The 17,292-nt window shown below is 69.8% G+C and carries 13 protein-coding genes and 1 pseudogene; 9 read left to right on the forward strand and 5 right to left on the reverse strand.

Translation table 11 applies throughout. The annotated features are described in order from the left end of the window. Positions 1-6 precede the first annotated feature (6 nt). The 3 genes from ASF45_RS11645 to ASF45_RS11655 all read right to left on the reverse strand — a co-directional run bounded on the left by ASF45_RS11645 (position 7) and on the right by ASF45_RS11655 (position 4,885). On the reverse strand, positions 7-3,105 hold the full coding sequence (locus ASF45_RS11645; RefSeq protein WP_056661828.1) for an efflux RND transporter permease subunit: 3,099 nt from the start codon (positions 3,103-3,105) through the stop codon (positions 7-9). Next, positions 3,102-4,202 carry an efflux RND transporter periplasmic adaptor subunit gene (locus ASF45_RS11650; RefSeq protein WP_056661831.1) on the reverse strand — a complete coding sequence of 367 codons (1,101 nt, stop codon included), beginning with the start codon at positions 4,200-4,202 and terminating at the stop codon, positions 3,102-3,104. The genes ASF45_RS11645 and ASF45_RS11650 overlap by 4 nt, the downstream gene beginning before the upstream one ends. 65 nt (positions 4,203-4,267) lie before the next feature. Further along, a complete protein-coding gene (locus ASF45_RS11655; RefSeq protein ID WP_056661833.1) occupies positions 4,268-4,885 on the reverse strand; it encodes a TetR/AcrR family transcriptional regulator in 618 nt (205 codons plus the stop codon). Between the two features lie 86 nt (positions 4,886-4,971). Between ASF45_RS11655 and ASF45_RS11660 the strand changes: the two genes are divergently transcribed. The 4 genes from ASF45_RS11660 (at position 4,972) to ASF45_RS11675 (ending at position 10,012) form a co-directional block, all read left to right on the forward strand. Continuing rightward, a complete protein-coding gene (locus ASF45_RS11660; protein ID WP_056661836.1) occupies positions 4,972-6,450 on the forward strand; it encodes an efflux transporter outer membrane subunit in 1,479 nt (492 codons plus the stop codon). A gap of 128 nt (positions 6,451-6,578) precedes the next feature. After that, positions 6,579-7,436: a MaoC family dehydratase N-terminal domain-containing protein gene (locus ASF45_RS11665; RefSeq protein ID WP_056661839.1), complete on the forward strand. Its 858-nt coding sequence runs from the start codon at positions 6,579-6,581 to the stop codon at positions 7,434-7,436. An 11-nt stretch (positions 7,437-7,447) separates the two neighbouring features. Further along, entirely contained in the window at positions 7,448-8,638 is a 1,191-nt protein-coding gene (locus tag ASF45_RS11670) for a CaiB/BaiF CoA-transferase family protein (protein ID WP_056661841.1), read from the forward strand. Positions 8,639-8,665: 27 nt separating this feature from the next. Next, on the forward strand, positions 8,666-10,012 hold the full coding sequence (locus ASF45_RS11675; protein ID WP_056661844.1) for an adenylosuccinate lyase family protein: 1,347 nt from the start codon (positions 8,666-8,668) through the stop codon (positions 10,010-10,012). Positions 10,013-10,037: 25 nt separating this feature from the next. Here ASF45_RS11675 and ASF45_RS11680 read toward each other — a convergent pair whose 3' ends face one another. Next, positions 10,038-10,970 carry a LysR family transcriptional regulator gene (locus ASF45_RS11680; protein WP_056661847.1) on the reverse strand — a complete coding sequence of 311 codons (933 nt, stop codon included), beginning with the start codon at positions 10,968-10,970 and terminating at the stop codon, positions 10,038-10,040. A 140-nt stretch (positions 10,971-11,110) separates the two neighbouring features. On the opposite strand from ASF45_RS11680, the gene ASF45_RS11685 reads away from it, so the two are divergent. From ASF45_RS11685 to ASF45_RS11695, 3 genes are read left to right on the forward strand one after another with little or no spacing between them, the layout of a single operon-like run. Continuing rightward, positions 11,111-12,085 (forward strand): tripartite tricarboxylate transporter substrate binding protein, encoded by a 975-nt coding sequence (locus ASF45_RS11685; RefSeq protein WP_056661851.1) that lies wholly within the window; start codon positions 11,111-11,113, stop codon positions 12,083-12,085. A gap of 3 nt (positions 12,086-12,088) precedes the next feature. After that, on the forward strand, positions 12,089-13,195 hold the full coding sequence (locus ASF45_RS11690) for a porin (RefSeq protein WP_235580882.1): 1,107 nt from the start codon (positions 12,089-12,091) through the stop codon (positions 13,193-13,195). Positions 13,196-13,223: 28 nt separating this feature from the next. Further along, positions 13,224-14,189 (forward strand): LysR family transcriptional regulator, encoded by a 966-nt coding sequence (locus tag ASF45_RS11695; protein ID WP_056661854.1) that lies wholly within the window; start codon positions 13,224-13,226, stop codon positions 14,187-14,189. A 15-nt stretch (positions 14,190-14,204) separates the two neighbouring features. Here ASF45_RS11695 and ASF45_RS11700 read toward each other — a convergent pair. Further along, positions 14,205-14,462: pseudogene (locus ASF45_RS11700) on the reverse strand (carboxymuconolactone decarboxylase family protein); the annotation flags it as partial. Between the two features lie 178 nt (positions 14,463-14,640). Here ASF45_RS11700 and tcuA point away from each other — a divergent pair. After that, positions 14,641-16,104 carry an FAD-dependent tricarballylate dehydrogenase TcuA gene (gene tcuA, locus ASF45_RS11705; RefSeq protein ID WP_056661857.1) on the forward strand — a complete coding sequence of 488 codons (1,464 nt, stop codon included), beginning with the start codon at positions 14,641-14,643 and terminating at the stop codon, positions 16,102-16,104. Continuing rightward, positions 16,091-17,278 carry a tricarballylate utilization 4Fe-4S protein TcuB gene (tcuB, locus tag ASF45_RS11710; RefSeq protein WP_056661858.1) on the forward strand — a complete coding sequence of 396 codons (1,188 nt, stop codon included), beginning with the start codon at positions 16,091-16,093 and terminating at the stop codon, positions 17,276-17,278. The genes tcuA and tcuB overlap by 14 nt, the downstream gene beginning before the upstream one ends. Positions 17,279-17,292: the final 14 nt, after the last annotated feature.

Raw genomic sequence — 17,292 nt, forward strand, 5'->3', positions numbered from 1 at the left:
CGGGCCTCATGCCGGCGCGATCGAGGTGGCCGGCGCCGGATGCGCCGTGCCGTTCGGCCGGATCTTGAACCAGATCGCGTACATGGCCGGCAGGAACACGAGCGTGAGCACCGTCCCGGCCAGGGTGCCGCCGATCAGCGTGTACGCCAGCGTGCCCCAGAACACCGAGTGCGTCAGCGGGATGAAGGCAAAGATGGCCGCGAGCGCCGTCAGCACCACGGGGCGGGCGCGTTGGACGGTGGCTTCGACGACCGCATCGAAGGGCCCCATGCCCTCCTGCGCATTCTGGTGGATCTGCCCGATCAGGATCAGCGTGTTGCGCATCAGGATCCCCGACAGCGCGATCAGCCCGACCAGGGCATTGATGCCGAAGGGTTGCTGGAAGACGAGCAACGTCGGCACCACGCCGATCAGGCCGAGCGGGCTCGTGGCGAATACCATCACCATCGCCGCGATCGAGCGCACCTGCAGGATGATGATGAGCAGCGTCAGCGCGACCATGATCGGGAACAGCGGCAGCAGCGCCGCGGTCGCCTTGGCGGATTCCTCGATGGAGCCGGCCTGCTCGATCCGGTATCCGGCAGGAAGCTGTTCGATGATGGGCTGCAGCTGCTTGAAGACGGCAGTGGAAACGTCAGGAGGTTGCAGATGCTCGGCGATGTCCCCCCGGACCGTGATGGTCGGCGTGCGGTCGCGCCGGCGCAGGACCGGGTCTTCCATGCGCACATCGACCGCGCCCACTTGCGACAGCGGAATGCGTTGCCCTGCCGCGCCCACCAGCGTGAAGTCGGCCATCCTGGCGGGATCGTGGCGGATCTCCCCCGCCGCGCGGCCGACGACCTGGACGGAGCGGATGTCCTCGCGCACTTCCGTCAGTGGCACACCACTCAACAGGAACTGCAGTTGCAAGGCCACTGAACTGGAGCTGAGGCCGACGGCCTGCAGACGGTCCTGGTCCAGACTGAAGTGCAGCGTGGGCACCCGCGGGCCCCAGTCCGCATTGACGGTGCGCATCATCGGATGGTTGTGCATCGCCGTTTCCACCTGCGCGGCGATCGCGCGCAACTGCACGGGATCGGGGCCCATCACGCGGAACGCAACCGGGTACGGCGACGGCGGACCGAACACGATCTGCGTCACGCGCACCCGTGCCTCGGGCGCGAGGCCGTTGGCAGCAGCCTCGCGCAGGCGCAACTTGAGGGCTTCGCGCTCGTCCTGGCTGCCGGTGAGCACCACGATCTTCGCGAACGAGGGGTCTGGCAGCTCCGGCGCCATCGCCAGAAAGAAGCGTGGCGCGCCCTGTCCGATGTAGGCGGTGACGACCTTGGCCTCCTGCTGTTTGGCGAGCCAGGCCTCGACCTTGGCCACCGCTGCACTGGTCTGCGCGATCGAGGTGCCATAGGGCATCTGCACTTCGACCAGCACTTCGGGCCGGTCCGAGGTGGGGAAGAACTGCTGCTTCACGATGCCCATGCCTGCCACGGCGAGCACGAACGCGCCGACCACGGCGCCTGCGACGAGCCACTTGCGGGCGATGACGCGCCCCAGCAGCCTGCGAAAGCGGTTGTAGTGGCGCGTGTCGTAGATGGCCGCATGCCCGCCCTCGACCTTCTGGATGTCCGGCAGCATCTTCACGCCCAGGTAGGGCGTGAAGGCCACCGCCACCACCCACGACGCGATCAGCGCGATGCCGACGATCCAGAACATGTTGCTGGTGTACTCGCCGGCGGTGGAGCGCGCGAATCCGTTCGGCATGAAGCCGATGGCGGTCACCAGCGTGCCGGACAGCATGGGTGCGGCCGTGTGGCTCCAGGCGTAGGCGGAAGCCGCCACCCGGCTGTAGCCCTCCTCCATCTTCACCACCATCATCTCGATGGCGATGATGGCGTCGTCCACCAGCAGGCCCAAGGCCAGGATCAAGGAGCCCAGCGTGATGCGGTCGAAGTTCTTCCCGCTCGCCCCCATGACGACGAACACCGCCGCCAGCGTCAGCGGCACGGCCGCGGCCACCACGATGCCGACGCGCCAGCCCATGCTGGCAAAGCAGACCACCATGACAACCAGCAACGCGACGAAGAACTTGACCATGAACTCGTCCACCGCCGCGCTGATGTTGACGGACTGGTCGGTCACCTTGTCCAGGCGCATGCCCGTGGGCAGGCCGGCGTTGATCCTGGCGACCTCTGCCGCCAGCGCCTTGCCCAGGTCCAGCCCATTCCATTCGTCGCGCATCACGACGCCCAGCAGCAGCGCGGGCTCGCCGCCGTTGCGCACCATGAAGGTGGAAGGATCTTCGTAGCCGCGCTCCACGCTGGCCATGTCGGCGAGCTTGAGCGCGCGCCCCTGGGCGACGATGGGGGTCTGCCGGATCTTCTCCAGCTTGTCGAACGCGCCATCGACACGCACCACCACCTGCGCGCCCTGGGTCTCGATCGCGCCGGCGGGCGTCAGCAGGTTCTGCCCTGCCAGCGCGGCGAAGATGTCCTGCGGGCTCACGCCCAGGCTGGCCAGGCGCTCGTGCGAGAACGACACGAAGATGCGTTCGGGCTGCTCCCCGATGATGTTGACCTTCTTCACGCCGGGCACATGCAGCAGCTGCTGGCGCAGCGCTTCCGCATCGCGCACCAGCAGGCGCTGCGGCTCGCCCCTGGCCTTGAGTGCGAACAGCGCGAAGGTCACGTCCGCATACTCGTCGTTGACGATGGGGCCGACCACGCCGGCAGGCAGCCGACGCGCCTCGTCGGCGAGCTTCTTGCGTGCCTGGTAGAACTCCTCCTGGATCTCCGCAGGCGGGGCGCTGTCCCGCAGCGACAGCATGGTGAACGCCACGCCGGGCCGCGTGTAGGTCTCGCTGCGGTCGTACCAGCGCAACTCCTGCAGGCGCTTTTCCAGCGGCTCGGCGACCTGATCCTGCATTTCCCGGGCCGTCGCGCCCGGCCAGACGGTCACGACCGTCATCTGCTTGATGGTGAACGGCGGGTCCTCCGCCCGGCCGAGCTTGAAGAACGCGAGGATGCCCGCAGCAGAGACCAGCAGGATCAGGAACAGCGTGACCGCGCGCTCGCGGACGGCGAGTGCGGACAGGTTCAGGCGCCCCTCGCTCATGGACGACCCCCACGGGGGCCAGGCCCGCCTTCGGCCACGGTGCGCACCAGCTCACCCGCACGCAGCAGATGGGCACCCAGCGCGACGATGGGCTCGCCGACCTTCAGGTCTCCAGCCACCTGCGCCGATTCGCCCGCCAGGCCGAGGACCTGCACCGACCGCCACGCGAGCGTCGCGGGATTGCCCTCGGCGATCCAGACGCCGGGCCCGTGGCCGGGGTCGAACAATGCGCCGATCGGCACCTGCAGCGATGGACCGCCCTGGGTGCCGGGCTGCACATCGATCGTGACGGTGGAGCCGAGCGGCGCGCGGGCCAGGGCGCCTTCCAGCACGTAACGGGCTTCGAAGGTGCGCGTGGTGCGATCCGCCGCGTCCGAGAGCTGCCGCAACCGCGCAGGCGCGGCGGCCTCGGTGCTGCCGTAGAGCCTGGCCTGCACCAGCGAGCCCACGGCGGGACGCAGCGTTTCCGGCAGATGCACCAGTGCCTCGCGCTGGCCCGCCCTGGCCAGCCGCACGACGACCTGCCCCGCAGCGACGACCTGGCCGGGCTCGGCCAGCGTTTCCACGACGACGCCGTCGGCGTCGGCCACCAGCACGGCATAGGCCGACGCGTTGGTCGCCACGTCGGCCTGCGCCTGCGCAGCCTTGAGCTGCGCGCTCGCAGCGTCGGCTGCGGCCTTGATCTGGTCGTAGGCAGAGGCTGCGACAGCACCGTCGCCGACCAGGCCACGGTAGCGCGCCTCGTCGTCGGCTGTCTGCCTGGCGCGCGCCTTCGCCGCTGCGACCGCCTCTTGCTGCGCGCGGGCCTGCAGCGCGAGGTCGACGGAATCGATGCGCATGAGGGCCTGGCCACGCCGCACCGCCTGCCCTGCGTCGACCGTGCGCTCCAGCACCTTGCCGGCGACACGGAACCCGAGGTCGCTCTGGACACGGGCCGCGACCACCCCGGTGAAGGCACGCGTCGTCGCGGATCCGGGTTGGACCGCGGCCACCCTGACCAGCGCAGGCTCGGTGCGGACATCGTGAACCGGCCTGTCGCTGCACGCACCCAGCGCGAGCGGCAAGAGGCAGAGGGAGGATAGCTGGCGCCTGGACATGGGGACCCTTCCTGAAGAACAGGGTCCGGATTGTTTATCTTGTGACCAATTTAGTCAACAGTCACTCAAGGCGCCAGGCTGCGCAAAATCAAACTGGACAGTTGGCCGGTCGCCTCGGCCGCACCGTCCAGGTTGTGCTGGAGCAGCAAGGGGTTCACATAGGGCCGCATCACCAGGTAGATGGCGTTGGCGGCCTCGTCCAAGGGCGTCTTGCGTTCGAAGTCGCCTGCCTCGCGGCCCTCGCGGACGATCTGCGCGATGAGATGGCGCATGTGGTGGTCATAGGCGCGTGCGGACGGCCACATCTCGGTCGCGGAGGTCGTCGCGATGTCCCAGAGCTTGCGGTCGCGGAAGAACAGTTCGCTTCCGGCCTCGACCAGCGCCTTGAACATGCGGCGCAGACGCTCCGGGGCGGCGCCTGAGGTGCCGACCGCAGCATCGACCGCGGCCGTGATGGCGCTCAGCCGGTTCGCGCAGATCACCTCGCCGATGGCCTGCTTGGAATCGAAGAACTTGTAGATGTACGCCTTGGAAAAGCCGATGGCCTTGGCCAGGTCGGACACCGTGGTCTTCTCGTACCCGTAGAGACCGAAATACGCGGTCGCGGCCTGGACGATCTGGTCGCGGACCTCATGGTCGGAGGGCCCGCGGACTTGGGGGGCAGGGGAAAGCGTCTTGCGCATGGCCAGAGCTTAACGCCTGCAGCAAGGCGACTCAACAAGTGACCGTTTGATAATATAGTCACAAAATCAGTTCCACAAGGCTCCCCATGCATCTTTGCAACCTCTCCGGCGTCGTGCTCGCAGCAGGCATGGCCGCCGGCTGCGCCGTTGGCCCGCAGTACATCCCGCCAGCAACTCCGCAGGCGAGCCGCTATATCGGCCAGGCAGGGCCGGCGCCTTTGGGACCACAGGCCACGGCCGAACTCGCCAACTGGTGGCAGCGCTTCGACGACCCGTTGCTGGCCCGTTTCGTCACCATGGCGCTGGAGCAGAACCTGGAACTCTCGCTGGCGCAGGCGCGTGTGGAACAGGCCCGCGCCGGGGTCGGGGCGGCGGATGCAGCACTGCTGCCATCCGGGGCGTTCCAGGGCTCCGTTGCGCGGGCCTACCAGTCCGTGGAAACACCGCTGGGAAGAGTGCTCGACAGCACACCGGGCTTCGACCGGTGGGGCAATGCCTATGAGATCGGGGTGGGCGCGAGCTGGGAACTCGACGTTTTCGGGGGGCTCCGACGCAGCCGGGAGGCCGCACTGGCCGACTACCAGGCCTCTCAGGCCGGGGCCGTGGCCGCACGGCTGGCCATCGCCGCGCAGACTGCCGACACCTACATCGCCATCCGAAGCCTGCAGTCGCGCCTGGACATCGCGGCGCAACAGGTCCAGACGCAAGCCGGGTTGCTGGCGCGCGTGCGCCGGCTGTTCGAGAACGGCATCGCGGCCCGATACCAGGTGCGGCAAACCGAGGGCGCGCTGGCACGCGTGCAGGCCACCGTTCCGGCGCTGCAGGCCAGTCTCGATGCGGCGATGAATGCGCTGGACGTGGTGCTTGGCGCCGCCCCCGGCACGCACCGCAAGGCACTCCAGGCGGCTGCGCCGATCCCCCCGGCCCCGCGCATCGGCGACATGGGGTCGCCTGCCGACCTGCTCACGAGGCGGCCGGACCTGATCGCGGCAGAGCGCCGCCTGGCAGCCAGCAACGCCCGGATCGGGGAGGCCATGGCCGAGTACTACCCCAAGGTGTCCTTGAGCGGCATGCTCGGGAGCGCGACGACGATCGCCAGCGGCAACCTGCTGACGGCCGGCGCGAGCCAGTCGGCCGGCGTCTTCGGGCTGCGGTGGCGGCTGTTCGACTTCGGGCGCATCGACGCGCAGATCCAGCTGGCCAGGGGCCGGGACGCCGAGGCCCTGGCCGGCTACCGCCAGGCCGTGCTGCGTGCCACCGAGGACGTCGAGAACGCGTTCTCCGCGCTCGCCAACCGGTCGGAACAGGCCGAACGCCTGTCCCAGGCCGTGGATGCCCTGTCCCAGGCCAGGGCTTCCTCGTCCGCCGCCTACCAGCGCGGGACCGCGAGCCTGATCGAGGTGCTGCAGGCCGATGAATCCGTGCTCCAGGCAGCGGACGCGAGGGCGCAGGCGCAGGCCGACACGGCCCGTGCAGTCGTCGCGGCTTTCAGGGCGCTGGGCGGCGGCTGGCAGCCGGCTTCGGGCGCCGCCGTCGCAGGGGGCGCAACCAACGCGGTGCAGTAGCCGCCCAGCGGCAGGGCACGCCGATGCACTGCATGCATCAATTCTTCCAAACCTTGCAATTCACACAGGAACGGCGCCATCCGAGACTTCACTGAAGGCTGCAGGTGCAGTCCAGCTTGGAGATCCAATTGAGCACCGAAGTTGAAGCGTGGGCAGCGTGGGTGGGACGCAGCGAGACCGTGGAGGACACGGTCACCCCCGTGCCCCTGGTGGCCCTGACCGCCACACTGGACCACCCGGCAGCCCTGGTGGCCGCAGGCACGGCGCTGCCGCCGCTGTGGCACTGGCTGTACTTCCTGCCCATGCACCGCCAATCGGAGATCGGCGCCGACGGGCACGCCAGGCGCGGCGGCTTCCTGCCGCCGGTGCCGCTGCCACGCCGCATGTGGGCGGGGAGCCAGTTCACCTTCCATGCGCCCATCCGCGTCGGTGACACCATCGCACGCACCTCCACGATCGACGACGTGCGCAGCAAGTCCGGCCGCACCGGCCAGCTCGTGTTCGTGAAGGTGCGCCATGAGGTGCGCTGCAACGGCGCCGCCGCGCCGGCGCTCGTGGAGTTCCACGACATCGTCTACCGCGAGGCCCAGCGGCCCGACGACGTGGCGCCGCCGCCCGCGGCCGCGCAGAAGGGCGCCTGGCGCCGCGAGATCGTGCCCGACGACGTGCTGCTGTTCCGCTACTCCGCGCTGACCTTCAACGGCCACCGCATCCACTACGACCGCAAGTACGTCACCGAGGTGGAAGGCTACCCCGGCCTCATCGTGCACGGCCCGCTGATCGCCACCCTGCTCATGGACCTGCTGCGCCGCCAGCTGCCCGATGCCGATGTGGCGGATTTCCGCTTCAAGGCCGTGCGCCCGACCTTCGACCTGCACCCCTTCCATGTGAACGGCCAGCTGCAGGCCGACGGCAAGACCGTGCGCCTGTGGGCCAGCGACCACGAAGGCTGGCTGACCATGGATGCCACGGCCACGCTGCGCTGACAAGGACCACCATGCAACCCCTCAAGGGCATCACCGTCGTCACGCTCGAACACGCCATCGCGGCGCCGTTCGCCACCCGCCAGCTCGCCGACCTGGGCGCGCGCGTCATCAAGATCGAACGTCCTGGCAGCGGGGACTTCGCGCGCGGCTACGACCAGCGCGTGCGCGGCCTGGCCTCGCACTTCGTCTGGACCAACCGCTCCAAGGAAAGCCTGACGCTGGACGTCAAGCATCCCGAGGCGGCGAAGGTGCTCGAACGCCTGGTGCTGGAGAAGGCCGACGTGGTGGTGCAGAACCTCGCACCCGGCGCCGCCGCACGGCTGGGCATGGGCTATGACACCTTGTCGCAGCGCAAGAGCGGCCTGATCGTCTGCGACATCTCCGGCTACGGCGACGACCCGGTGCACCCCGGCCCCTACCGCGACAAGAAGGCCTACGACCTGCTGATCCAGAGCGAGGCCGGCTTCGTCTCCGTGACGGGCACGCCCGAAGAGCCCTGCAAGGCGGGCCCGTCCATCGCCGACATCGCGGCCGGCATGTATGCGTACACCAACATCCTGGCCGCGCTGATGCAGCGCAGCCAGACCGGCCAGGGCCAGCGCATCGACATCTCCATGCTCGAATCGCTGGCCGAGTGGACCAGCTACCCGCTGTACTACGCCTTCGAGGGTGCCGCGCCACCGCCGCGCACAGGCGCCAGCCACGCCACCATCTACCCGTACGGCCCCTTCCCGGCCGGCGACGGCGGCACCGTGATGCTGGGGCTGCAGAACGAGCGCGAGTGGGTGAGCTTCTGCGAGAAGGTGCTGCAGCAACCCGCATTGGCCACCGACCCGCGCTTCACCGCCAACTTCAAGCGCGTGGCCGAGCGCGATGCGCTGCGCCGGATCATCGTGGACGCGTTTGCCTCGCTCACCGCCGCGCAGGTGGTCCAGCGGCTGGAGCAGGCGCAGATCGCCAACGCCCAGGTCAACACCATGGCCGAGGTCTGGACGCATCCGCAGCTGAAGGCCCGCGGCCGCTGGACCGAGGTCGGCTCGCCGCAGGGCCCGCTGCCCGCCATGCTGCCGCCCGGCAGCTGGAACACCGGCCCGCGCATGGACCCGGTGCCGGCCCTGGGCCAGCACACCGACGCCATCCTGGCCGAACTCGGCTACGCCAGCGGCGACATCGCCGCGCTGCGCGCCGCGCAAGCCATCTAGTCAACCCCATTCCCACCAGAGGCCACCATGGCAGCCACCATCATCGATTCCCGGATCTTCGGCGACATGTTCAGCGACGCGCGCATGCGCGCCGTCTGGTCCGACGAGAACCGCACCGCCAAGTACCTGGACATCGAGCGCGCCCTGGCCAAGGTGCAGGGGCGCCTGGGCATCATCCCGCAGGAGGCCGCCGATGAGATCGTGCGCAACTGCGAGCTCTCGCAGATCGACTGGGCCCAGCTCAAGGCCAAGACCGAGCAGATCGGCTACCCCATCATCGCGGTGGTCAACCAGATCAACGCCAACTGCCGCGACAAGCTCGGCGAGTACTGCCACTGGGGCGCCACCACGCAAGACATCACCGACACCGCAGCGGTGCTGCAGATGCGCGAGGGCCTGGCACTGGTCGAGCAGGACCTGGACGAGATCGGTGACGCGCTGGCCGCGCTGGCGAAGAAGTACCGCGACACGCCGGTCATCGGCCGTTCCAACCTGCAGCAGGCCACGCCCATCACCTTCGGCTACAAGATGGCCAGCATCCTCGCGGGCATCGACCGCCACCGCGAGCGGCTGCAGCAGCTGAAGCCGCGCGTGCTGATGGGCGAGTTCGGCGGCGCCTCGGGCACGCTGTCCTCGCTGGAGAAGGGCGCGATGGAGACCCAGGCCGGCCTGATGCAGGAGCTGGGCCTGGCCCAGCCGCTGATCTCCTGGCACACGGTGCGCGACACCATTGCCGAGGTCGGCGCCTTCCTCGGCCTGGTCGGCGGCTCGCTGGGCAAGATCGCGATGGATGTGAAGCTCATGATGCAGACCGAGGTGGCCGAGGTGTTCGAGCCCTTCGCGCCCGGGCGCGGCTCCTCGTCCACCATGCCGCAGAAACGCAACCCGATCTCGTGCCTGTACATCCACGCCAACATCTCGGTGGCACGCCAGCATGCGGCCGCGCTGATGGACGCGATGGTGGCCGACCACGAGCGCTCCACCGGCCCGTGGGAGATCGAATGGGTGTCGCTGCCCGATATCTTCTGCCTGATGTCAGGCGCGCTCAAGCAGACCAAGTTCATCCTGAAGGGCCTGGAGGTGGACGCGGGCCGCATGCGCGCCAACATCGCCCTCACCAACGGCCTCGTGATGTCCGAGGCCGTGATGATGGGCCTGGGCCCCTACATCGGCCGCGAGTATGCGCACGACCTGGTGTACGACCTGTGCCGCGAGGCCATCGCCAAGGACCGCCCGCTGATCGAGATCCTGGCCGTGCATCCCGAGATCACCAAACACGTCACGCGCGCACAGCTCGAAGCCATGTGCGAGCCGGCCAATCACCTGGGCCAGGCCGGCGTGATGGTGGACCGCGTGCTGGCCGCACGCCGCTGACCCACCCGCGCGGCCCCGGCCCGCGTCATGCGCCGGGCGCCCGGGGCCTGGCCACCTGCTGGCGCTTGCCCTTCATCTCCAGGAAGAACGCGTAGATCTGCTGCGCCGCCGGCGACAGGGGCCGGCCCTTGCGCCGGATCAGGCCCACCTTGCGCGTGACCACCGGGTCCACCAGCGGCACGCTGACCAGCAGCGGGTGGTCCGCGCCCGGCATGGCCAGCGAGGGCACCGCCGCCACCCCCAGCCCCGCCTCGACCAGGCCCAGCATGGTCGTCACGTGCTGCGCCTCGTAGATGGCCTCGGGCCGCCCCGGCAGGCCCGCCAGCGCCTGGTCCAGCAGCAGGCGGTTGCCCGAGCTCTTGCTGACGGAGATGAAGTCGAACTGCGCCAGCTCGGCCCAGCCCACCTTGCGCTTCTTGGCCAGCGCGTGGTCCCGGCGGCAGGCTGCCACGAAGCGCTCTTCCAACAACGGCGTGAACTCGATGTCGGGCTCCTGGCTGCCGATGAAGTTCAGCCCGAAATCGGCCTCGCTGCGCGCCACGGCGGCCAGCACGTCGTTCGCACCCGCATCGAACACCTTGACGCGGATCTTGGGGTAGCGCTCGCGGTAGCGCGACACCACCTGCGACAGGTAGTAGTAGACCGTGGACGGCACGCAGGCGATGGTCACCTCGCCCATGCGCGTGCCCGCGACGCCGCGGATGCCGAGCAGCGTGTTGTCCAGGTCGTCCAGCAGCTGCTGGACCTTGCGGTCGAAGTCGCGGCCCACGGCCGTGAGGCTGACCTTGCGCGTGGTGCGCTCCAGCAGCTTGACGCCCAGCGCCTCCTCCAGCTTCTCGATGCGCCGGCTGAAGGCAGGCTGCGAGACGTGCAGTGCATCCGCCGCCTTGCGGAAGCTGGACAACTCTGCCACCGTGCGGAAGGCCTGCAGGTCGTTGAGGTTGAAGTTGATGGCCATGTCGGGGGCGATGGGCTGGTTTCAGTGATAGGTAGTGTGCATCAATCGTTCGGAAAGATGCAATTCACAACAGGGCGTCGCCGCCCGACCATTGCGGTCGTTCTCACGCACATCCATCACCCATCCACCGGAGTAGACAAATGAAGTTGCAGCCCAACCGACTGATCTGGAGCCTCACCGCCGCCGCCGCGCTGCTGGCCTGCGGCAGCGCCGCGGCCGCCTGGCCCGAGAAGACCATCACCATCGTCGTGCCCACCTCGGCCGGCGGTGCCAACGATGCCATGGCCCGCACCATCGGCCAGGCGCTCGGCGTGGCGCTCAAGCAGAGTGTGATCGTGGAGAACAAGGCCGGGGCCAATGGCGCCATCGCGAGCGAGTACGTCAAGCGCGCCGCGCCCGACGGCTACACGCTGATGCTGGGCTACATCGCCACGCACGCGATGAACCCTGCGCTGCAGAAGCTGCGCTACGACCCCGTCGCCGACTTCGAGCCGGTGGCGATGGTGGGATCCTCGGCCACGCTGATGGTGGCCGGCCCCAAGGTCAAGGCCAACAACGCCAAGGAACTGGTCGCCCAGCTCAAGGCCGGCAAGGAACCGGGAAACTATGCCTCGGCCGGCAACGGTACCGCACCGCACTTCGCCGCCGAGATGTTCAAGCTGTCCACCGGCGTGGACATGCTGCATGTGCCGTACAAGGGCTCCGCCCCGGCCGTGAACGACACCGTGGCGGGCCAGACGCAGGTGATGTTCCCCAGCCTCTTCACGGCCATGAGCTTCGTGAAGAACGGCCAGCTCAAGGCCCTGGGCGTTGCAGGCGCCAAGCGTTCGGAACTGCTGCCCAATGTGCCGACGCTGGCCGAGCAAGGCATCGAGGGGGTGGACGTCTCGCAGTGGTACGCCTTCTTCGCGCCGGCCAGGACACCCGCGCCCGTCGTCGAGCAGCTCAACGCCACGCTGAACAAGATCCTGGCCGACAAGACCGTGATCAAGCGGCTGGTCGAACACGGCGCCGAGGTGGAGACCATGACGGTGCCGCAGATGCGCAGCTTCATGGCCAACGAGCAGGTGAAGTGGAAGAAGGTCGTGCAGGCCGCCGGTCTGAAAGCGGACTGAGCCATGTGCATCCACGCCCCCGACGTCTCCCCGCGCAGCATGCGCCTGGCACCCGCGGCATTGGCGGCCCTGTGTGCAATCGCGGCCGACGGCGCGCAGGCCCAGAGCAGCGTGCGGCTCTACGGCATCGTCGACCTGTCCATGCGCCGGGCCAGCGGCCTGAACGAGTTCACGCCCAGCGCGACATCGGCCACCGTCATGTCCAGCGGCGTCAACAACACCAGCCGCTGGGGCCTGCGCGTGCAGGAAGACCTGGGCGACGGCTTCAGCGCGCAAGCGCAGCTGGAATCGGGCATCAACGCCAAGACCGGCGCACCCGTCAGCTCCACCATGTACTTCGACCGCCAGTCCTGGGTGGGCCTGGGCAGCCGCTGGGGCCTGGTCAGCATGGGCCGCCAGACCAGCCTGCTGGCCGACGCGATCTCGCCGATCGACCCGCTCGGCATGCGCCTGGCGAGCTTCAACCCCAGCGTCAACGTCGCGGCGCTGAGCCAGCACCAGCTCGGCGTGGGCTTTGGCGCCAGCGGCTCGGCCACGGCCGCGTACCGGCTCAACAACAGCGTGAAGTACACCGGCGACTTCGCTGGCGTCAACGTCCGCGTGATGCACAGCTTCGGCGACGTGGCCGGCGACAGCCATGCCTCGGACTCCACAGGCGTGGGCCTGGGCTACAAGCTCGGCCAGCTGCAGCTGTCGGCGGCGCACCAGCGCTTTCGCAACGACGACGACACGCTGGGCCTGCGCGGCAGCGTGCTCGGCGCGGCCTACACCTTCGCGGGTGGCACGCGGCTGGCCGGCATCTTCGGGCGCAGCCACGCCGAGACGACCGCCACGGCGCGCACCACCCTGCGCACGCTGGGCCTGGGCGCCACGGTGCCCGTGGGCGCGCTGGTGGAACTGACGCTGGCCCACTACCGCGTGGATCGCGGACGCAGTGCGCGCGCCGACGACGGCTACGGCCGCACCGTGGCCTTCGCGGAGTACAAGCTCTCGCGGCGCAGCATGGTGTACGCCGAGGCCGACCACACGCGCTGGCATGGCGGCTTCCAGGGCGCGGCCAACAAGTCCAAGGCCACGGGCGTGAGCCTGGGGGTGCGCCACAGCTTCTGAGGGCGGGGCCGCCTGCCAGAATCCGGGCATGGAACTGCGCCAGCTGCGTTACTTCGTGCAGATCGTCGAGTCGGGCTCGATGAGCCGCGCCGCGCTCGAACTCGACATGGTCCAGTCCGCGCTGAGCCAGCAGGTCGGCCGGCTGGAGGGCGAGCTCGCCACGCGGCTGCTGCAGCGCACGCCGCAGGGCGTCTCCCCCACCGAGGCGGGCCTGGCCTTCCTGCGCGAGGCGCGGCTCACGCTGCGCCATGCCGAGCAGGCCGCGCGCGCGGCGCAACAGGCGCGGCTGGCGGGCAGCGTGAGCATCGGCCTGGCGCCCACCACCTCGGCCATGCTCGGCCTGCCGCTCATGCAGGCCATGCGCACCCGCTACCCGGACGTGCGGCTGCACATGGTCGAGGGCATGTCCGGCCACCTGGCGGCCATGCTGCGCGCGCAGGAGCTGGACCTGGCCGTGCTGTTCGGCCACCGCCCGGACCTGCTGGAACTGCGCCAGCCCGCCGAGAGCGCGGGGCGCCGCTGGCAGGTGCAGGCGCTGGTGGAGGAAGACCTGTTCCTCGTGCGCGGCAGCGCATCCGCCCCCCTGCCCGCCACGCTGGCCATCCAGGCCCTGCGCGGCGAGCCGCTGATCCTGCCGACCGGACCGCACGGCCTGCGCAGCACGCTGGACGCCGCCTTCGCGCGTGCCGGCATCGCGCCCACCATCGCGCTGGAGGTCGATTCGCTGGCCATGGTGATGGCGGCGGTCGATGCCGGCCTGGGCTCCACGGTGCAGCCCTGGGCCGCGCTGGGCCGCTACCCCGACGCGCTGCAGCGCTTTCGCACCGCACGGCTGGACGACCCGGCCGCGCGCCGCGTGAACCTGCTGTGCAGCCGCGCCGACGACGAGCTGCCGCCGGCCTGCCTGGCGGCGCGGGGCGTGGTGCGCGACTGCGTGCGCGAACTGGCGGACAGCGGACGCTGGCAGGGTGTGGCCATCGTCCACGGTGAATGAATCGACCCCGACGGCTCAAGCGTCGGCCCTGGCGCGCGGCTTCAGGCGGAAGCTGACACCCAGGCGGTTGATGGCGTTCATGGCGGCGATGGTCAGGGTGAGATCGACCAGGTCATTTTCCGAGAACACCGCAGCCGCGGCCGCACAGGTCGCATCGGACGCGTGCGTTTCGCTGACCCGGCTCACCTCCTCGGTCCACGCCAGCGCAGCGCGCTCCTGCTCCGAGAACAGGTAGGCTGCCTCGTGCCAGACCGGCACCAACACGACCGTGTCGATGGCCATGCTTGCGAGAACTTCTTCACGCATCCATGCCTCGGCGCAGCCGCGGCATCACATTCCGTGATACCCCCATCCCTCGTCCCGCCTGCACGCGCGATCCGGGTCTTCCTACAGTCTCCTGCACCGGCCGGCCCTGCCCGCCGGCATCCCCACCCCAGGAGGCAAGAACCAGATGGAACCCGATGTGCTCGTCATCGGCGGCGGCAACGCGGCGCTGTGCGCGGCCCTCATGGCACGCGAGGCCGGCGCCAGCGTGCTGCTGCTGGAGGCCGCGCCGCGCGCCTGGCGCGGCGGCAACTCCAGCCACACGCGCAACCTGCGCTGCATGCACGATGCCCCGCAGGACGTGCTGGTCGAGGCCTATCCCGAAGAGGAGTTCTGGCAAGACCTGCTGAAGGTCACGGGCGGCCTCACCGACGAGTCGCTGGCCCGTCTGGTGATCCGCCATTCGTGCAGCTGCAGGCCCTGGATGCGCCGCCATGGCGTGCACTTCCAGCCGCCGCTGTCCGGCGCGCTGCACGTGGCGCGCACCAACGCCTTCTTCATGGGCGGCGGCAAGGCACTCGTCAACGCCTACTACCGCAGCGCCGCAGCGCTGGGCGTGCGCGTGCGCTACGAAGCGCCGGTGGAACGCATCGAGATGGCGCACGGGCGCTTTGTCGCGGCGCATTGCGGGGGCGAACGCATCACGGCGCGCAGCTGCGTGGTGGCGGCGGGCGGCTTCGAGTCCAACCGCGCCTGGCTGGGCGAGGCCTGGGGCGTGAACGCGCGCGGCGAACGCCCGGCCGAGAACTTCCTGATCCGCGGCACGCGCTTCAACCAGGGCGCGGTCTTGCGCGAGCTGCTGGACGTGCACGGCGCCGAGCGCACGGGTGACCCCACCCAGGCCCACATGGTGGCCATCGACGCGCGCGCGCCGCTGTACGACGGCGGCATCTGCACGCGCATCGACTGCGTCTCGCTGGGCGTGGTGGTCAACCGCGAGGGCGAGCGCTTCTACGACGAGGGCGAGGACTTCTGGCCCAAGCGCTATGCCATCTGGGGCCGTCTCGTGGCGCAGCAGCCCGGTCAGATCGGCTACTCCATCATCGACAGCCAGGCCATCGGCCGCTTCATGCCGCCGGTGTTCCCGGGCGTGCAGGCCGACACGCTGCCGGCGCTGGCGCAACAGCTCGGCCTTCCGGTGGAGCCCTTCGTGCGAACGCTGCACGACTACAACGCCGCTTGCCGCGTGGGTCGCTTCGACCACACCGTGCTGGACGACTGCCACACCGAAGGCGTGGCACCGGCCAAGACGCACTGGGCCCGGCCGATCGCGCGGCCGCCCTTCTACGGCTACGCGCTCAAGCCCGGCGTGACCTTCACCTACCTGGGCCTGAAGACCGACGACACGGCCGCCGCACGCTTCGGCGGCACAGCCAGCCCCAACCTGTTCGTGGCCGGCGAAATGATGGCCGGCAACGTGCTCGGCAAGGGCTACACGGCCGGCGTGGGCATGAGCATTGGCACGGCCTTCGGCCGCATCGCCGGTGCCAACGCCGCCCGCGCCGCCACCGGCCGCACGCCTGGCACGCTGGGCGCGCTGCTTGCGGCCGACCAGGCCGCCGCACGAGGAGACCACCATGTCCACGCTTGAGCACCTGATCCGCGAGGCCAGTGACCTGGCCACCGGTCCCACCGGCGGCCTGCGCCTGGCCACCCCGGCCGAGGCCGAGGTGGCGCGCCAGCTGCACATCTGCAACGCCTGCCGTTATTGCGAGGGCTTTTGCGCCGTGTTCCCGGCGATGACGCGCCGGCTGGAGTTCCCCACGGCCGACGTGCACTTCCTGGCCAACCTGTGCCACAACTGCGGCGCCTGCCTGCACGCCTGCCAGTACGCGCCGCCGCACGAGTTCGCGGTGAACATCCCGCAGGCCATGGCGCGCGTGCGCGGCCAGACCTACCAGGACTACGCCTGGCCACCGGCGTTGGGCCGGCTGTACCAGCGCAACGGCCTCGTGCTGTGCCTCGCGCTGGCCGCCGCGCTGGCGCTGTTCCTCGCGCTGACGGTGGCGCTGCGCGGCGGCCTGTGGGCGGTGGTGCCGGCCGGCGGCAGTTTCTACGACCTGTTCCCGCACAACTTGATGGTCGGCCTGTTCGCACCGGTGTTCGGGTTTGCCATGCTGGCGCTGGGCATGGGCGTGCGGCGCTTCTGGCGCGAGATCACGCCGGTGACCAGCGGCGCAGCACTGGACGCGCCGGCCGCCGCCGAGGCCACGCACGACGTGCTGCGGCTGAAATACCTGGACGGCGGCCACGGCCAGGGCTGCAACAACGCCGACGATGCGTTCACGCTGTGGCGCAGGCGCTGCCACCACCTGACCTTCTACGGCTTCATGCTGTGCTTCGCGGCCACCTCGGTCGCCACGCTCTACCACTACGCCTTCGGCTGGGCCGCGCCCTACGACCTGCCCAGCCTGCCCAAGCTGCTCGGCGGCGTGGGTGGCGTGGCGCTCGCCCTCGGCACGGCCGGCCTGGCCTGGCTGAACCTGCGGCGCGATCCCGCGCACGGCGATACGGCGCAACAACCCATGGACCTGGGCTTCATCGCGCTGCTGTTCCTGACCGCCGCCAGCGGCCTGGCGCTGTGGTGGGCGCGCGGCACGGCCGCCATGCCCGCGGTGCTGTGCCTGCACCTGGGCGCGGTGATGGCGCTGTTCGCCACCCTGCCCTACGGCAAGTTCGCCCACGGCATCTTCCGCAGCGCCGCGCTGGCGCGGCATGCGGTGGAAAAGCGCCGCCCCAACCCCGTCGGGCTGGGCGCGGACTGAAGTTCCCTTTCCCC

It is taken from the genome of Pseudorhodoferax sp. Leaf265 (assembly GCF_001422365.1).
In the GTDB taxonomy this organism is placed as follows: Bacteria; Pseudomonadota; Gammaproteobacteria; order Burkholderiales; family Burkholderiaceae_C; genus Pseudorhodoferax.

What these genes read in the sequence shown, in the direction of transcription:
- ASF45_RS11645 (WP_056661828.1), bottom strand. Translation starts at nt 3,105, where the DNA reads ATGAGCGAGGGGCGCCTGAACCTGTCCGCACTCGCCGTCCGCGAGCGC.
- ASF45_RS11650 (WP_056661831.1), bottom strand. Translation starts at nt 4,202, where the DNA reads ATGTCCAGGCGCCAGCTATCCTCCCTCTGCCTCTTGCCGCTCGCGCTG.
- ASF45_RS11655 (WP_056661833.1), bottom strand. Translation starts at nt 4,885, where the DNA reads ATGCGCAAGACGCTTTCCCCTGCCCCCCAAGTCCGCGGGCCCTCCGAC.
- ASF45_RS11660 (WP_056661836.1), top strand. Translation starts at nt 4,972, where the DNA reads ATGCATCTTTGCAACCTCTCCGGCGTCGTGCTCGCAGCAGGCATGGCC.
- ASF45_RS11670 (WP_056661841.1), top strand. Translation starts at nt 7,448, where the DNA reads ATGCAACCCCTCAAGGGCATCACCGTCGTCACGCTCGAACACGCCATC.
- ASF45_RS11675 (WP_056661844.1), top strand. Translation starts at nt 8,666, where the DNA reads ATGGCAGCCACCATCATCGATTCCCGGATCTTCGGCGACATGTTCAGC.
- ASF45_RS11680 (WP_056661847.1), bottom strand. Translation starts at nt 10,970, where the DNA reads ATGGCCATCAACTTCAACCTCAACGACCTGCAGGCCTTCCGCACGGTG.
- ASF45_RS11685 (WP_056661851.1), top strand. Translation starts at nt 11,111, where the DNA reads ATGAAGTTGCAGCCCAACCGACTGATCTGGAGCCTCACCGCCGCCGCC.
- ASF45_RS11690 (WP_235580882.1), top strand. Translation starts at nt 12,089, where the DNA reads ATGTGCATCCACGCCCCCGACGTCTCCCCGCGCAGCATGCGCCTGGCA.
- ASF45_RS11695 (WP_056661854.1), top strand. Translation starts at nt 13,224, where the DNA reads ATGGAACTGCGCCAGCTGCGTTACTTCGTGCAGATCGTCGAGTCGGGC.
- tcuA (WP_056661857.1), top strand. Translation starts at nt 14,641, where the DNA reads ATGGAACCCGATGTGCTCGTCATCGGCGGCGGCAACGCGGCGCTGTGC.
- tcuB (WP_056661858.1), top strand. Translation starts at nt 16,091, where the DNA reads ATGTCCACGCTTGAGCACCTGATCCGCGAGGCCAGTGACCTGGCCACC.